The following is a 15,655-nucleotide window of genomic DNA, read 5'->3' on the forward strand; positions in this document are numbered from 1 at the left end:
CTACTTCTGTTCCCGCAGTAAAAAACGACAACTGAGCCAAAGTTTTTCCATACCGCAGTCACTATTTGATATCTATACTGAGGTGGAATAGTTAGCAGGAGGAGGAGCAGCATGCGGTATGCAGACGGCAAGGTAAGCGAGATACAAATTGCGTATATCGGCGGCGGGTCGATGTATTGGGCTAAAAACTTGATTGCGGATCTGGCGCTGGAGGAGCAGCTGTCGGGGACGATCCGGCTATATGATTTGGACTACGGCAAAGCAAAAAACAACGAGAAGCTTGGAAATTCGGTATCCTCTTACGAGGACGCGAAGTCTAAGTGGGAATACAAGGCGTATGAGACGCTGAGTGAGGCGCTTACAGGAGTCGATTTTGTTTTCATTTCCATCCTTCCCGGCACTTTCGCGGAGATGGCGGTTGACGTGCATGAGCCGGAGAAATATGGCATTTACCAGCCTGTTGGCGATACGACGGGGCCGGGCGGCCTGATGAGGGCGTTAAGGACGATACCTATGTACGTGACGTTTGCGGAAGCTATCGAGCGCTACGCGCCGAATGCATGGGTATTCAATTACACGAATCCGATGACGCTTTGTACGCGGACGATGTATGAGGTTTTCCCGAAAATCAAGGCGCTTGGCTGCTGCCATGAAATCTTCGGAACGCAGGGACTGCTGATTCGGATGCTGAAGGAAATGGAAGGTATAGAAGGCGTGCAGCGCGACGATATTCAGGTCAATGTGCTGGGCATTAACCATTTTACATGGATTGATCAAGCGACTTACCGCAATAAGGATCTGTTCCCGATATACAGTGAGTTTGTCGACAAGTATTACCAAGAGGGCTTTGAGACGAGCAAGAACGGTTGGCGGACGAACACGTACACCGCAGCGAACCGAGTGAAGTTTGATTTGTTCATCAGATACGGCCTTATCGCTGCGGCAGGAGACCGTCATCTCGTAGAGTTTATGCCGCCGTGGTACGTGAAGGACAAGGAGACGATTGCCTCATGGATGTTCGGCCTTACTACGGTACCTAGCCGGGTCGAAAAAAATGCAGCAGCCGCCGAATATTATGCGAGGCTGATCAGCGGCGAAGAGAAGCTGCCGCTTAAAGCGTCTGGCGAGGAAGAAATTCGGCAGCTGAAGGGATTGATTGGCCTTCAATCATTCGTCACTAACGTGAACTTGCCGAACGCGGGCCAGATGAAGGGCATCCCGCTAGGCGCGGTCGTGGAGACGAATGCCGCATTCTCCGGCAACAGCTTAAAGCCTATTCACGCCGGCGAGCTGCCTGTTGAAGTGAACTCGCTTGTGCTTAGGCATGTCATGAATCAGGAGACTATTTTGAAAGCGGCGCTGGAACGGGATAAAAACTTAGCATTCCATGCATTCGTCAATGATCCGCTTGTAACGATCGGCATCAATGAGGCGGAGGAGCTTTTTGAAACAATGCTTATGAAGACAAAATCTTATTTGCCGGGGTGGGATCTTTAATGACTTATTATGCTGCCAATAATCGCTACGAGACTATGACCTATAACCGCTGTGGCAACAGCGGGTTGAAGCTGCCTGCCATCTCCCTCGGGCTATGGCATAATTTTGGCGGAATCGATGCGCTGGAGAATGGCAGACGCATTTTGCACCGTGCTTTTGATCTCGGTATTACCCACTTTGATCTCGCTAACAATTACGGTCCGCCTCCCGGCTCGGCAGAGGAGACGTTCGGAATGATCTGGAAACGTGATTTCGCGAATTACCGTGACGAGATGATCGTCGCCACCAAAGCCGGCTATTCGATGTGGCCCGGTCCTTATGGAGAGCGGGGCTCACGAAAAAGCATGCTTGCGAGTCTGGATCAGAGCTTGAAGCGAATGAATATGGAGTATGTTGATATTTTTTACTCACACCGCTTCGACGCGGATACGCCGCTTGAGGAAACGATGGGCGCTCTCGATCAGGCGGTCCGACAAGGCAAGGCGTTATATGTCGGCATTTCCAATTACGGGCCTGAGCAGACCAAGCAGGCTGCGGATATTCTTCGTGGCCTTGGAACGCCATGCCTTATTCATCAGTCGCATTACTCCATGTACGAAAGAAGATTGGAGCAAGGCTTGCAAGAAACGCTGAAGCAGGAGGGCGTTGGCACGATTGCATACAGCCCGCTTGCTAGAGGGCTGCTGACGGACCGTTACTTAAAAGATATTCCGGCGGATTCGCGCGCGGCGGGAGCGAGCGCTTTCTTGAAACGGGAAGACATAACGGAAGCGAAGCTTTCGATGTCGCGGGAGCTGAACAAGCTGGCTGAGGAACGCGGACAATCGCTTGCCCAGATGGCGGTTGCGTGGGTGCTGCGGCAGGGCCGCGTCGCATCTGCGTTGATTGGGGTCAGCAAGGCAGAGCAAATCGACGATATCATCGGATCGCTGAGCAAGCCTGACTTTAGCGAGGACGAATTGAACCGAATCGAGCGGATTTTAGGAGGTCATGCGCAATGATCCGTGCCAGGTTAAATGAGCTTACGAACAACGCGAATGGGGCTGGACATTTTTTAGGCGACCTGTTACCCGGCGATTTTCTTACCTCGGGCGGGCTGTCCTTCGCGAAGCGAGGGGACCGCAGCCATACGAATGATGGGCCTGACGGTAGAGACTACCATATCCATCGCGACCGGGAAGCATTCATTATTTTGCAAGGAGCAGGGACGATGGAAATCAATGGCGAGCATCATCCGGTTGCCGCTGGCGATATCGTCATTGTCGAGCCGGGAGAGGATCATCATCTTTGCTCAAGCGAGGAAAATCCGATCGTTACAATCTGGTGCCATGCCGGAGAGAATCGCCATCCGAACCAAAGCTAGGAGGAATGCGGCTTGATTACCGTATCGACAAAAAAACATCAATTTATGCTGGCGAGTAAAGAAGAGGGCGAAACGGAGAACCGATTTGCCATCTCCTTGGCTGTAGAGAACAAAGGGGATGGCATTGACGTCATTCGGCTTATCATGAAGGCGGAGCAGCTTCTGAAGCCGCCGGTTCTGACGCTGCGCTGGCAGCATCCGGCTGATGACATTCAGGCAAGCTGGCATCCTGCGCAGGATCGGAACAAGAGCTTCAAGGCGGATTGGATGCGCGATCTTCGTGCAAATGCCGCGACGTCAGCGCCTGTTTATTCGCTTTTCAATCTAAACGGAAACAATAGGCTGACCTATGCTTTCTCGGACGCTCTTCACACGACTCATTACGCCGGGGGCATTCGCGAGGAGACGGCGGAATTTCATTGCAGCATCCAGCTGTTCAAAGAACCAACGGCGCCGCTAAAGTACTATGAGGCAGCGCTGTTAGTGGATACTAGGGACATTCCCTATTACGAGAGCTTGCAGAATGTGCAAAATTGGTGGAGTGAAATGCCTGCCTTTAAGCCGGCTGCCGTGCCGGATGAGGCGAAGCGGCCGATGTATTCCACCTGGTATAGCATGCATCAGAACGTGACGGCGGAAAGTGTTGAAGCGGAATGCGAGATTGCCCGTTCGCTCGGTATGGATGCGGTTATCGTCGATGACGGCTGGCAGACGGAGGACAACCGGAGAGGATATGCCTATACAGGCGACTGGGAGCCGTGCGAGAGCAAGTTCCCTGATATGGCTGGACATGTAAGCGCAGTTCACGCGCTCGGCATGAAAATCGTGCTCTGGTATGCCGTTCCATACGTCGGCAAGCACAGCAAAGCTTGGGACCGCTTTCAAAACAAGCTTGTCCGTTATAACGAGAATAGCCATGCAGGCGTGCTGGATCCCCGTTATCCCGAGGTGCGGGAGTATATTATCCATACGTATGAGAAAGCGGTGAAGGAATGGAACTTGGATGGCTTCAAGCTTGATTTCATCGATGCCTTCTATTCCCCCGAGCTGCAGCAGCCGTCTACGGCGGAAGGCCGAGATTGCGAGTCCATACCAGCGGCAGTCGATCGGCTGCTTACCGATTCTTTAAGCCGGCTGAGGGCGATAAAGCCGGACATCATGGTGGAGTTCCGCCAGCCTTACGTTGGTCCTGCCATGCGTAAATACGGCAATATGTTCCGGGCCTCTGACTGCCCGTACGACAGCATCCAGAACCGAGTCCGTACGCTCGACATCCGGCTTCTATGCGGCGATACCGCCGCGCATGCCGATATGATTATGTGGCATCCCGAGGAGCCTGTGGAGAGCGCCGCGCTGCAGCTTATCAATCTGTTGTTCTCCGTGCCGCAAATTTCAATGCCGCTGCATTCGCTTCCTGACGAGCATCGCCGGATGCTGCGTTACTGGCTCGGCTTCTGGTCGGAGCACCGGAACGTGCTGCTGGATGGCAAGCTGGCGCCGGGCAGCCCGGAGCTTCTTTATCCAGTTGTACAGACCTCTAAAGCAGGCAAAACGATCATTGCCACTTACCATGACGCAATAGTTCCGCTCTCCTCATCAAGGGAAACCGATGCGAGTGAGGAATGGATCATCGTCAACGGCCGATTAAAGGACAACGTCTATGCGGAGGTTACGGCACCGCTTGGCAAAGCGAATGTCGTCATCAGCAATTGCTGCGGAAACGTAGTCAGCGAGCATCAGCTCCATCTTGCAGCGGGACTGCACAAGCTGCCGATTCCGCCGTCAGGCACTGCCGTGATTCGAATGGTGTCGTCGTAAAAAAACACAGGCTGCCTCTAAATTACACCATGGCTGCCTGGATACATCCCAGCTATAGTGAGAGAGACAAAACTATAATCGTACGAGGAAAGGGGAGGAGAGCATGGCAAGCAAGCTCGAAAGCTCCAACAGCATCACGTATCAATTCGCGACGCCTGAGCACAAATGGAAGTTCGTACGCAAGCATTGGCCGCTGTACGTGCTGTCGATTCCTGGCATCATTTTTTTTCTCATATTCCGTTACGTGCCGATGCTCGGATCGGTCATTGCATTCCAGGACTACAATATTTTTAAAGGGATCAAAGGCAGTGATTGGGTAGGACTCTACCATTTCAAACGAATGTTCGAATATGCAGAGTTCATGCCTATTTTAAAAAATACGATTCTTATCGGCGTGTACGACCTTTGCTTCGCGTTCCCAGTTCCAATCATTTTGGCGCTGCTGCTGAACGAGATACGCATCATGGCCTACAAGCGAATCGTACAGACGGTCGTTTATATGCCGCACTTTCTGTCATGGGTCATCGTCGGCGGAATTGTAGTCGGCGTACTGTCCCCGTCTACGGGAATCGTCAACCACATCATGTCGCTCTTTGGCCTTGATTCGGTCTACTTTCTAGGAGAGAACTCTTATATACGCACGATCCTGATTGGCTCGGGCATCTGGAAGGACAGCGGCTGGGGGACCATTATTTATCTTGCCGCGATCGCCGGCATCAATCCCGATTTGTACGAGGCGGCACAGATGGACGGCGCAAGCCGCTTGCGGCAGGTAACTTCTATTACGGTTCCAAGCATTTTGCCAACGATCGTTATTTTGTTTCTGCTGCAAATCGGCAACTTCCTGGACTTCGGCTTCGAGCGGGTGTTTGTATTTTTGAATCCGCTTAACAGCGAGAATGGAGAAATCATCGACACATATGTGTATCGGGCTGGTCTTGTAGACAGGCAATACAGCTACACGACCGCAATTGGCTTGTTCAAGTCCATTGTCGGCCTCACGCTCATCATGGTCGGGAACAAATTCAGCAAAAAAGTAACCGGTGACGGGTTGTACTAACGCTACTTGGAGAAAAGAGGTGAAATTCGCTATGATCATGACAAGAGGTCAAAAAATCTTCAACATCTGCAATATTTTCTTTCTTGGCATCGTCGGTCTCAGCATGGTGCTGCCGCTTATTCATATCATTGCGCAATCATTGAGCGACGCGGTCGCAATCAATGCCGGAAAGGTCAGCTTCTGGCCGATTGGCTTCACGCTTAGCAGCTATAAGCTTATTTTGCAGGATCCGTCCATTTGGGCTGGTTTTCGCAACAGCGTCATGATTACCGTATTCGGAACGCTAATTAATCTCATGATGACGGCGATGCTTGCTTACCCGTTGTCTCGTCCGGAATATCTGTACCGCAAGGCCGTGCTTATTCTCGTCTTGTTCACGCTGGTCTTTAGCGCGCCGCTTATTCCGAACTATCTGCTGGTGAAGCAATTGGGGCTGCTAGATACGCTATGGGCGTTAATGCTTCCGATGGCGATCAGCGCGTTTAATCTGTTTATTATGCGATCGTTCTTCATGAATCTCCCGAATGAGCTTATTGATTCGGCGAAGATCGACGGCTGCGGGGAGTTTCGGACTTTTTGGAAAATCGTGCTGCCGCTCTCAAAGCCGGCAATGGCAACGATGGGCATTATTTATGCAGTCGCGCATTGGAATCGGTATGCGGATGCGGTATTCTATATCAGCGACCGTCGCTGGATTCCGCTGCAAGTGCGTCTGCGGGAAATCGTCTTCACCGATCAATACGGCCAATCGGATGTTACCTCCGAGCTGCTGCAGTTGGTGTCGCCAGAAGGCATTAAAATGGCGGTTATCGTGGTCGCAACGATTCCAATTATGATGGTCTATCCGTTCTTGCAAAAACATTTTATCCAAGGTATGCTTGTCGGCTCTATCAAATCGTAAAAGGTGTTCAAACGGTCCACCTTAGAAAAATACAAGCGGGCTTAAATTTTGACATACAGAATGTTGGAAATAGTTTCTATAATTGCTCCATACAACACGAAAGCGCTTGCATATTTTAATCATGGGAGAGCGGGGTTATGGTATGAAGAAATGGGTTGGCATTGGGTTAACAATGGTTTTGGCAACAAGCCTGGCGGCAGGCTGCTCGGGGAATAAGCCGGCAGAGCAAAAGCCTGTAAACGAGCAAACGGACAACGGTGGGAAGCAGCAGGCAGATGAGGGCAAGAAGAATCCTACAAAGTTCTCTTATTTGCTGCCAACAACGGTGAGCTCAGGTTACCACACTAGAGTGCCGGATCTGAACAAGGACAAGTGGGTGCTGAAGCTGGAGGAGCTGACGAACGTAGACCTGGACATTAAGGTCATGGAAGATGCCAAGTATGGCGTCATGTTCGCAAGCAATGACATTCCTGATGTCGTAGGCAGCATCGGCGGCCCAGGCAGCAAATCGATGTCGGGCTCCGTAGAGAGCGGAATCTTCATGCCGCTGGACGATCTGCTTAAGGAGCACGCGCCGGACTTGATGAAGCTTATTCCTAAGGCTGCTTGGGATACCGTATCCTACGATGGCAAAATTTACGGCATTCCTGAGTTTCTAAAAAGCCCGTCCCGCCGCGCAACGTACATTCGTACAGATTTGCTAGAGAAGACCGGCCTTAAGGCGCCGACGACCATTGAGGAATTTCTCGATGTGCTGCGCGCCTTCAAGAAGATCGGCGTTGAAACACCTTACCAGATGCGTGAAAACTTCAAGTACGCGGATATCGTTTTAGGCGCGTTTGACGTCTTGCCGTACAAAGACCAATTCGAGCTTGTGGATGGTCAAGTCGTTCCGAAGTTCTTTGATTCTGAAAATATGCAAAAGGCGCTTCAAACCTATAAGACGATGTACGAGGAAGGCCTTATTCCGAAGGAGTTCGCAACGATCTCCTCGACCGACTTCACGAAGAGCCTCGATGCCGGCAAGCCGGGCATGTGGTCGCAAAACGCTTCTGGTTTGCCAGGCTACCGGACGACTGTAGGGCGTGCCGTACCGGAAGCCAAAATTGACATCATTCCTTCGCCGAAGGGACCGGAAGGGAAAAATGGCTACTTCTTGTATTCGCCAGTCGTTAGAACCTTCTACATCAACAAAAACGTTGACGAAGCTAGAGCCATTGAGATTGTGAAGTTCTTTAACTGGATGGTTTCGCCGCAAGCCGAGGAGTTCTTCACTTTCGGCATCGAAGGCGACACATACACGAAGGATGCAAGCGGTCTTATCAACTACAAGTTCCCGGATACGAAGGAGCTTCAAGAGGAAGAAAGCTGGAGAAGCGGAACGATGTGGGCCGTGCATGATTCCACCTACAATAAGCTGAGACTTGAGCTCAATGATGATGGCAAAGCGACGCTTGCCGCATTCGACAACGTATTGTCCCAGGAAGGCCTGCCAGGCATCGGTTTCTATCCGGAGCTGATCACTTTCAGCAAGTTTCCGGATCTAGCCGCACCGCAGCCGGACGTTGGGCCAAAGCTCATCATCGACCATATGGTCAAAATGATTTACGGCAAGGAACCGATCTCCGATTGGCCGAAAGTTATCGAGGAATATAAGGCTAAAGGCGGCGACGAGATCATTAAGGATGCCACGGAGCGTTGGAACAACAAAGTGGGCGCCGTTCAGATTGAAAGACAATAATAAATTAGATGCTATATGAAGAGGCTCCCTTCCTGCGAAGGGAGCTTTTTCGCTCCGACGCAACAGAAAAATAATCATAAAAAAACACAAGTCTGCTAAAAATAACCCTTTCATGAAAACCGTTTTTGCGTCATGATAAAGGTAGTGACAGTCAGGTAAGGAGGAATGAGCTATGCATGTACTTATCGTAGACGACGAGCCCGTTATTCGCAAAGGGATATCGAAGATGACGGAGCAATATGTGCCGGCTTTCACCAAAATATCAACCGCAGAGAACGGACAGGCCGCTCTCGAGCGGATTCGGACACTTGAGCCTGATATTGTGCTCACCGATATTCGGATGCCGAAGCTGGACGGCCTTGAGCTATGCCGGATTCTTCATGAGCAGTATCCCCATATCAAAACGGTCGTCATATCAGGCTACAACGACTTTAGCTACGCCCAGAAATGCGTGGATTACGGCGTAAAGCACTATCTTTTGAAACCGATTACAAAAGCAGATGTGCATGAGGTGCTCGCCAAGTTAGCCAAGAAGCAATCGGCTGGCTATATAGCGCCATCGAGATATATGGAATGGGTTGATCTCATGGAGCAGCATATTTGGTCGCTCCAGACGGACGAGCTGGATGAGCTGAGCGGACGCTGGCGGGAGTATTGCTTGTCAGCGAATTTGTCGCTCGCGAGGTTGAAGGAGCTGCTCTGCGATTGCAGCGACCTTCTTTTAAAGCGCTTCCAAGCGCGGAACTTCGTCCCTAAACCGAAGCTTAGCTTCCTGCAAGCGGGCACTGTGAAGGACGCGCTGGATGCTTTCGAGGCAGAGCTTCGCGGAATCCGGGACGGACTCGCTTCGGTGCGAAGCGGCAACTTCCGTGATCCGATGGAAGAGGCAAAGTCTTACATCGACAATAAGCTGTCGCAGGAGATAACGCTTGATCAGGTCGCAGCGATGGTTGGACTTACGCCTACCTATTTCAGCTCTTTGTTTAAGAAAATGACAAATGAAACGTTCGTGAAATACCGGATTAACAGAAGGATTGACCGTTCAAAGGAGCTGCTGTCCGTGCCGCATTTGCGCATCGTTGACATCGCGTCGGAGGTTGGGTACGACGATTATCCGCATTTTACGAAAACATTCAAGAAGCTTGTAGGCGTTACGCCATCCGAATACCGGGCAGCTCTGGGGATTAAATAAGATGAGGTTCCGCAGCCTGTACGCAAAGCTGTTCTTCTATTTCCTTGTCGTTATCGGTCTGACTTTAAGCGGAGTAGGCATCTCGTATACGACATCGTCCCGCGAGCTCGACGAGATGGCCGAGAAGCAGATGGGGCAGATTGCAAGCAACGCAGTCCATCATACCGATCTTTATTTAAAGGATTACGAGCGGTCGATGGTTTCCTTGCTGACGTTTCGTTATGTGATGGAGTTTATGGACCTGCCGGCCGACCGGGAGGAGTACGATTATTATTATTACCGCAAGACGATACGCGAGGTAGGGGCGGACCCGCTATTCATCCGCAATCCGAAGATTGCATCCATCTCTTTGATCAGCGATAAGGGAAACGCCGTTTATTATTTCAACGAGGCGAGCGAGCAGTCATTCACCCCTGAGGAGATCCGCAAGCAGCGGGATTATTTCATGAGCAATACGAGCCCGCAGGGCCAACTGAGCATTTTGAAAAGCAGCATATTGACCGGTCAGGAGAAACAGATGGTTACGCTTGTTCGCCGCATCCGCGGGTACAGCTCGCCGGAGCTTAAAGGGCTGCTTGCGATTGAGCTGCGCTCGGCAGACCTCTCTGCCCTTTGGAAGGGCGTGGATCTAGGCAAATATGGCTATTTATTCATTACGGATGCAAACGGGAACATCATCTATCATCCGGAAAACAGCAAGGAGGGCACCGTATTGACGGATGCCGTGCGCCTTAAGCTTGAGCACGCTGGCGATGCGTCCTTCTTCGACGACAGCGAAGGTCAAAAACGAATGTACATGGCGAGAACGTCGGATTACTCGCGCTGGAAGCTCATCGTCTCGATGCCGGTGGACGAGGTGAGAAAGCCGGTTACGAATATTCGGAACTCGACGCTCACCGTCGGATTGTTGACGCTATTGCTCGCTATTTTTCTCGCTTATCGATTCGGAAAATCTATAACGAAGCCGATTCAAGTGCTGAAATCGGGGATGAGGGAGACGCAGAAGGGCAATTGGGTGCCGATTCCGCTTCCGAAGCACCGCGATGAGATTGCGGAGCTGATGCTGCGCTATAACCACATGGTCAAGCGGCTGTCTGATGCCGTGGACAAGGTCGTTCAGGTCGAGCTGAGCAATCAGGAGATTCAAATGGAGCGTCAGCGCGCCGAGTTCCAGTCGCTGCAGCTGCAGATCAATCCGCATTTTATGTACAATACGCTTGAAACGATTATCTGTTATGCGGCGGTGCAGGACTCCGAGGATATAGCCGAAATTGTGCAGGCGCTCGCTTATATGCTGCGTTATTCCGTTCAGACCAATCTGGAGGAGATTACGGTTGCGAACGAGCTGAAGCATGTCATGTATTATATGAAGGTGATGCAGCACCGGATCGGCCGGGAGTTCGAGATCGATGTGGCAATGAAGCCTGAATATTTGCTGCATGCGATGGTTCGCCTAACGCTCCAGCCGCTCGTGGAAAATGTTTTTCAGCATGCCTTCCCTGAAGGCGTGGAGGAATATCACTTCATCCGCATCGATTGCGGTGAGGAGAACGACGTCTTCTGGGTTAGCGTCGAGGATAACGGCTGCGGCATGACGAGTGAACGGCTGGTTGAGCTGCGCCATAAGCTAAGCGCGAACCGATTGGCAGACGGCGAGGAGCAGGATGATGACGGGCACAAAAGCGGCATCGGCGTGCTGAACGTGCACCGGCGCATCCAGATGGTTTTTGACGACAGATTTGGCCTTCGCATCGAGAGCGAGGAGCAGCAGGGCACGAAGATTACGATGCTCATGCCGAAGGGGCGTCAAATAAAAAGGAAGCAATAAGCTGTTGCAGCTAAATGGAAGCAGGCTTTAGCTAGCTTCCGGCTTCCGGTTTGCTGACACGATTACTGGTAGGCGTAAAGAGCTTTAGAAGCGATTCTATAGCTCTTTTTGCTTTTTTTGCACACCCAAACATACGTAGGCATGCGGTACGTATTTTAAGAAGGTTAGATTGTGTTTCCTTGTGCCGGAGGTGGGCTTTCTTACGATTTCGTGAGGAATACAAGGAAGCAGCATAGGAAAACACATTTCGATGTGAAGAAATGACATGTCAATGTGGTGACAGCGGAGGTATTATGAAGGCGTTTCAATAAACGGCGAGAGGTGGGAAATGAAACGTGAATGGGGGGAGGGAAATCAGTTTGAGGCTGCCGATACTTTTTTTGTTCGCGGAACTATTGCCGATTGGAAAGAAGCTGGCGCTGGGGGCAGAAGTGAACGAGAGCGCCACGAAGCAAGCAGCCCCGCGGCATCTGAAACGGATTTATTTTGCAGACAGCGAGGGTTTGGAGTATGGGCTCAATAGCGAAATCAAGCTGCATAAGGGCGATTTCATTAGCTTATCGCTGAAGGGCCGATTAGAGTCCGGCGAGGAAGTTGACCTTGGCGGCATGACCAAGACTTTTTTAGCCGCAACTGCCGACATCTCGGTTGATTCATCGGGCGTGCTGTCAGCTAATCAAGTAGGAGCCTCTCTCCTCTATGCGGAGGTTCGGGCAGGAGATGCGAGTCTAAAGACGAACGACCTGTGGGTGAGCGTAAGCGATCCGAGTGAGTTCGAGGCAGAGGAATATGTGTTTTCTAATGTGTCGGTAGCGCATCCAACGATGGAAGCGAAAATAGGCCGTCCCGCTCTTATTGAGCCAGGCGACTTCTATCCCGAGGTTACCTTGCACTCGAATATGAACGGACGAGTAAGCGGAGAGTTGATAACGCACGGCTCAACCATTGTGGAGCGAATCCCTTCGGCCTCCTTGATTAAGGGAGATACGATCAAGCTATCGCTGCCTGGCAGGGCAAGCGAACAGGGCGAATATGAGCTTCGTTTGACCATTGAGCGCGCAGGCGCAGGGCTGGTTTATGATTCCTACTATTTCACAGTATGGAAGCAGGAGGACATTTCTAAAGATGATTGCCAGATCGCTTTCTTAGATAAAAAGAACAAAATGATCTATGCCAGCGATTATAAAGGGAATAGATTGCTAGACTTTTCTAATGCCGGCTACATGGGCGGCGGAGTGCCGCTGCCAGATGTTCCGGTGCAGGCAGTCGTTGAACCAGGCGAGGGAGACGATACGGCGAGCATTCAAGCCGCGATTGACCGCGTTGAACAGCTGCCTGTAAATGAACGAGGCTTCCGCGGTGCCGTTTTGCTGAAGCGAGGGAAATTCGAAGTAAGCGGCACGCTGTACATTCGGGCAGGCGGAATCGTGCTGCGCGGGGAAGGCGATGGCGAGGGAGGCACGGTTATTCACGGAACTGGCGTGATGAAGCGCAATCTGGTCGAGATCGGCGGGACAAACGCTCCTGTAATCGACACGGCTTCACGAGTGGCTGTCGCAGATCTTTATGTGCCGTCCGGCGCAAGAAGCTTTCGGGTAACGGATGCATCCACCTTCCGTGCGGGAGACCAAATTATAATCCGCCGTATGGGGAATGACCGCTGGATTCATGAGATCGGCATGGACCATATCTATAATCGCCCAAGCGGCGGAGTGACCCAGTGGTCCCCGTTTGACCTCGACTTTGACCGAATCATTACCGCAATCCATGGAAATGAGATTACCGTCGATGCGCCCATCTCAAATGCAATCGAACGCAGATGGGGCGGCGGCGAAATTTTTAAATATACGGATGCTGACCGCATTGAGCAGGTTGGCGTCGAGCACATCCGCGTGGACAGTGATTTTGATCCGCGCATCATAGATACGGTTATGGATAACGACACGGCAGAGCCTTATTATGCGGACGAAAATCATGCCGAACGGTTTGTCGTCTTCGGCAGCGCCAAGAACGGCTGGGTACGAAACGTGACGGGCAGCCATTTGTCCTATTCGCTCGTCCAAGTGGGACGCCATGCAAAGTGGATTACGGTGCAAGACAGCAGCATGTACGATATGGTCAGCATCGTGACGGGCGGACGGCGCTACGCGATTCATTTCATGGGACAGCTGAGTTTGGCACAGCGGATTTACACCGAGACGGCGCGGCATGCATTAATCGTGGACAGCTATGTTACCGGTCCAAACGTCTTTCTCGACAGCGTATCTGCCAAGGAGTACAACACGAGCGAGCCGCATCACCGCTGGTCGGTCGGCGGGCTTTTTGACAGCGTGAGCGGTCTGATCTCGATTCGGGACAGAGTATGGCTGGGAAGCGGGCATGGCTGGGCGGGCGCAAACTATGTGACATGGAACACGGAGGGCGAGCTGACAAGCCAGCAGCCGCCAACGGCGCAGAACTATGCCATTGGCCACGTTGGACCGAAGATTCCGGGCATAGTGCCATCCGCGTATGACCCTCGCCCTCGCGCCGAAGCGTATTGGGAGCATGAAGGCAAGCATGTAAGGATCGAGAGCCTTTATAAACAGCAGCTGGAAGAGCGTCTAGGCAAGCAAGCGCTAAAAAACATACAGAAGAGGTGATGGGATTGAAACGAGTACTTAAGTTGACAATGATCAGCGCATTGATTGCCATAGTTGCTGCAGGATGCGCGGACGGCAAGGCGGCAGGCAACAAGCCGAAGGGCGGCGACAGCGTCCCGGCAGCAGGCGGCAAAACGTCCTTCTCCATGTCTATGGCTACTAGCGGCAACAAGCATGCGGAGCGGTCTGCTGATATAAACAGCGAGAAGTGGGTACTCAAGCTGGAGGAGCTGACGAATACGGATCTGGACATCCGAATGATCCCTTTGAAGGATTTTGCCAGCAAAATGTCGCTCCTATTCGCCTCAAATGACATTCCCGATGTCGTTCAGAACGTTGGCGGGGCTACATCCAAGGGGATGTCCGGCTCCGTAGAGTCCGGTATCTTTATGCCGCTGGATGCTTTGCTAAAGGAGCATGCGCCAAATTTGATGAAGGCTGTGCCACCTGAAGCTTGGCAGGAAACCAGCTATGACGGCAAGATCTACGGCATCCCGGCATGGATTTCCAATCCGTCGCGCCGCGCTTTGTTCATCCGTACGGACTTGCTTGAGAAGACGGGTCTGGCGGCTCCGAGGACGGTCGAGGAGTTTTTGGACGTCATGCGTGCCATGAAGAAAAACGGCGTCGAGTTTCCTTATCAAATGCGGGAAAATTTCAAATATGCCGATACGGTTATGGGGGCATTCGACGTGCTGCCTTCGCAGTTCGAGCTGCAAAATGGCGAGGTTGTGCCGAAGTTTTTTGACGTGGAAAATATGACAAAAGCGCTGGAGACGTACAAGACGATGTACGACGAGGGTTTGATTCCGAAGGATTTTGCTTCCCTGTCATCAAGCGACTACAGCAAGAACAATGAAAGCGGAAGATCGGGCATGTGGTCAGCGAACGCCCAGCTTCTAACAGAGCTGCGAGGCAAGCTCATTAACGCCGTGCCTGAAGCGAAGCTCGACATCATCCCGTCGCCGCGCGGCCCGGAAAATGTAGGCGGACATTTGCTCTACCCAAGCGTGAACACCTCTTACTATATCAACAGCAAAGTGTCGCAAGAGAAGGCGATCGCTATTATTAAGTTTTTTGAATGGATGCTGACGCCGGAAGCGGAAATTTATTTCACATTTGGCATTGAAGGCGATACCTACACGAAGGATAGCGACGGCAAAATCAATTACACGCCGCCGACTGAGCCAGAGGCGATGGATGAGGACCGGTTCCGCGGCATGTTCTGGTTCGTGCATGACATGATCTACAACAAGGCGAAGGAAGAGCTGACAGAAGACGGCCGTGACATGATGATGTACCTGGATACAGTCGTGTCGAAGGAAGGGCTGGGAACCGTTCGTTTCTCTCCTTCATTAGAGACGTTTTCAAAATATCCGGATGCATCCCCGCTCGGCGATGATACGGGGCCGAAGCTGATTATCGAGCACATGGTAAAGATGATCTACGGCAAGGAGCCGATCGCGGATTGGCCTAAAGTAATTGAGGAGTACAAAAAGAAAGGCGGCCTCGACATTATCAAGGATGCGACCGAGCGGTATAACAACGGAGAAGGCGTAATTGTCTCGGAAAATCGGAAATAAAGGACGCTAAGCTCGTCCGCATTGGAGGAG

General features: G+C 51.7%; 11 protein-coding genes. All 11 read left to right on the forward strand.

Features of this window, described 5'->3' with window-relative positions:
- Positions 1-111: 111 nt before the first annotated feature.
- Positions 112-1,497 (forward strand): family 4 glycosyl hydrolase, encoded by a 1,386-nt coding sequence (locus tag A7975_RS19760; protein WP_065386218.1) that lies wholly within the window; start codon positions 112-114, stop codon positions 1,495-1,497.
- Entirely contained in the window at positions 1,497-2,498 is a 1,002-nt protein-coding gene (locus A7975_RS19765; protein WP_053374954.1) for an aldo/keto reductase, read from the forward strand. The genes A7975_RS19760 and A7975_RS19765 overlap by 1 nt, the downstream gene beginning before the upstream one ends.
- Entirely contained in the window at positions 2,495-2,860 is a 366-nt protein-coding gene (locus A7975_RS19770) for a cupin domain-containing protein (RefSeq protein ID WP_053374955.1), read from the forward strand. The genes A7975_RS19765 and A7975_RS19770 overlap by 4 nt, the downstream gene beginning before the upstream one ends.
- Before the next feature lie 12 nt (positions 2,861-2,872).
- A complete protein-coding gene (locus A7975_RS19775) occupies positions 2,873-4,678 on the forward strand; it encodes a glycoside hydrolase family 36 protein (protein ID WP_255314371.1) in 1,806 nt (601 codons plus the stop codon).
- A 103-nt stretch (positions 4,679-4,781) separates the two neighbouring features.
- Positions 4,782-5,738 (forward strand): ABC transporter permease, encoded by a 957-nt coding sequence (locus A7975_RS19780; protein WP_065386219.1) that lies wholly within the window; start codon positions 4,782-4,784, stop codon positions 5,736-5,738.
- Between the two features lie 31 nt (positions 5,739-5,769).
- Positions 5,770-6,639, forward strand: coding sequence for a carbohydrate ABC transporter permease (locus A7975_RS19785; protein WP_053374957.1), 870 nt, complete (start codon positions 5,770-5,772; stop codon positions 6,637-6,639).
- Between the two features lie 142 nt (positions 6,640-6,781).
- On the forward strand, positions 6,782-8,380 hold the full coding sequence (locus tag A7975_RS19790) for an extracellular solute-binding protein (protein ID WP_065386220.1): 1,599 nt from the start codon (positions 6,782-6,784) through the stop codon (positions 8,378-8,380).
- 172 nt (positions 8,381-8,552) lie between these two features.
- Positions 8,553-9,572 (forward strand): response regulator transcription factor, encoded by a 1,020-nt coding sequence (locus A7975_RS19795; protein ID WP_065386221.1) that lies wholly within the window; start codon positions 8,553-8,555, stop codon positions 9,570-9,572.
- A gap of 1 nt (position 9,573) precedes the next feature.
- Positions 9,574-11,400, forward strand: a complete 1,827-nt coding sequence (locus A7975_RS19800) for a sensor histidine kinase (RefSeq protein WP_065386222.1) — start codon at positions 9,574-9,576, stop codon at positions 11,398-11,400.
- 359 nt (positions 11,401-11,759) lie between these two features.
- Entirely contained in the window at positions 11,760-14,042 is a 2,283-nt protein-coding gene (locus tag A7975_RS19805; RefSeq protein WP_255314372.1) for a hypothetical protein, read from the forward strand.
- Complete coding sequence (locus A7975_RS19810; RefSeq protein ID WP_065386223.1) at positions 14,042-15,625, forward strand: extracellular solute-binding protein; 1,584 nt, start codon at positions 14,042-14,044, stop codon at positions 15,623-15,625. Before A7975_RS19805 ends, A7975_RS19810 begins: the two co-directional genes overlap by 1 nt.
- The last annotated feature ends 30 nt before the right edge of the window (positions 15,626-15,655 follow it).

This window comes from Bacillus sp. FJAT-26390, from assembly GCF_001682865.1.
GTDB lineage: Bacteria > Bacillota > Bacilli > Paenibacillales > Paenibacillaceae > Pristimantibacillus.

Excerpts from the sequence above, each read along its gene's own strand:
- A7975_RS19760 (WP_065386218.1), top strand. The coding sequence starts at position 112 with ATGCGGTATGCAGACGGCAAGGTAAGCGAGATACAAATTGCGTATATC.
- A7975_RS19765 (WP_053374954.1), top strand. The coding sequence starts at position 1,497 with ATGACTTATTATGCTGCCAATAATCGCTACGAGACTATGACCTATAAC.
- A7975_RS19770 (WP_053374955.1), top strand. The coding sequence starts at position 2,495 with ATGATCCGTGCCAGGTTAAATGAGCTTACGAACAACGCGAATGGGGCT.
- A7975_RS19780 (WP_065386219.1), top strand. The coding sequence starts at position 4,782 with ATGGCAAGCAAGCTCGAAAGCTCCAACAGCATCACGTATCAATTCGCG.
- A7975_RS19785 (WP_053374957.1), top strand. The coding sequence starts at position 5,770 with ATGATCATGACAAGAGGTCAAAAAATCTTCAACATCTGCAATATTTTC.
- A7975_RS19790 (WP_065386220.1), top strand. The coding sequence starts at position 6,782 with ATGAAGAAATGGGTTGGCATTGGGTTAACAATGGTTTTGGCAACAAGC.
- A7975_RS19795 (WP_065386221.1), top strand. The coding sequence starts at position 8,553 with ATGCATGTACTTATCGTAGACGACGAGCCCGTTATTCGCAAAGGGATA.
- A7975_RS19800 (WP_065386222.1), top strand. The coding sequence starts at position 9,574 with ATGAGGTTCCGCAGCCTGTACGCAAAGCTGTTCTTCTATTTCCTTGTC.
- A7975_RS19810 (WP_065386223.1), top strand. The coding sequence starts at position 14,042 with ATGGGATTGAAACGAGTACTTAAGTTGACAATGATCAGCGCATTGATT.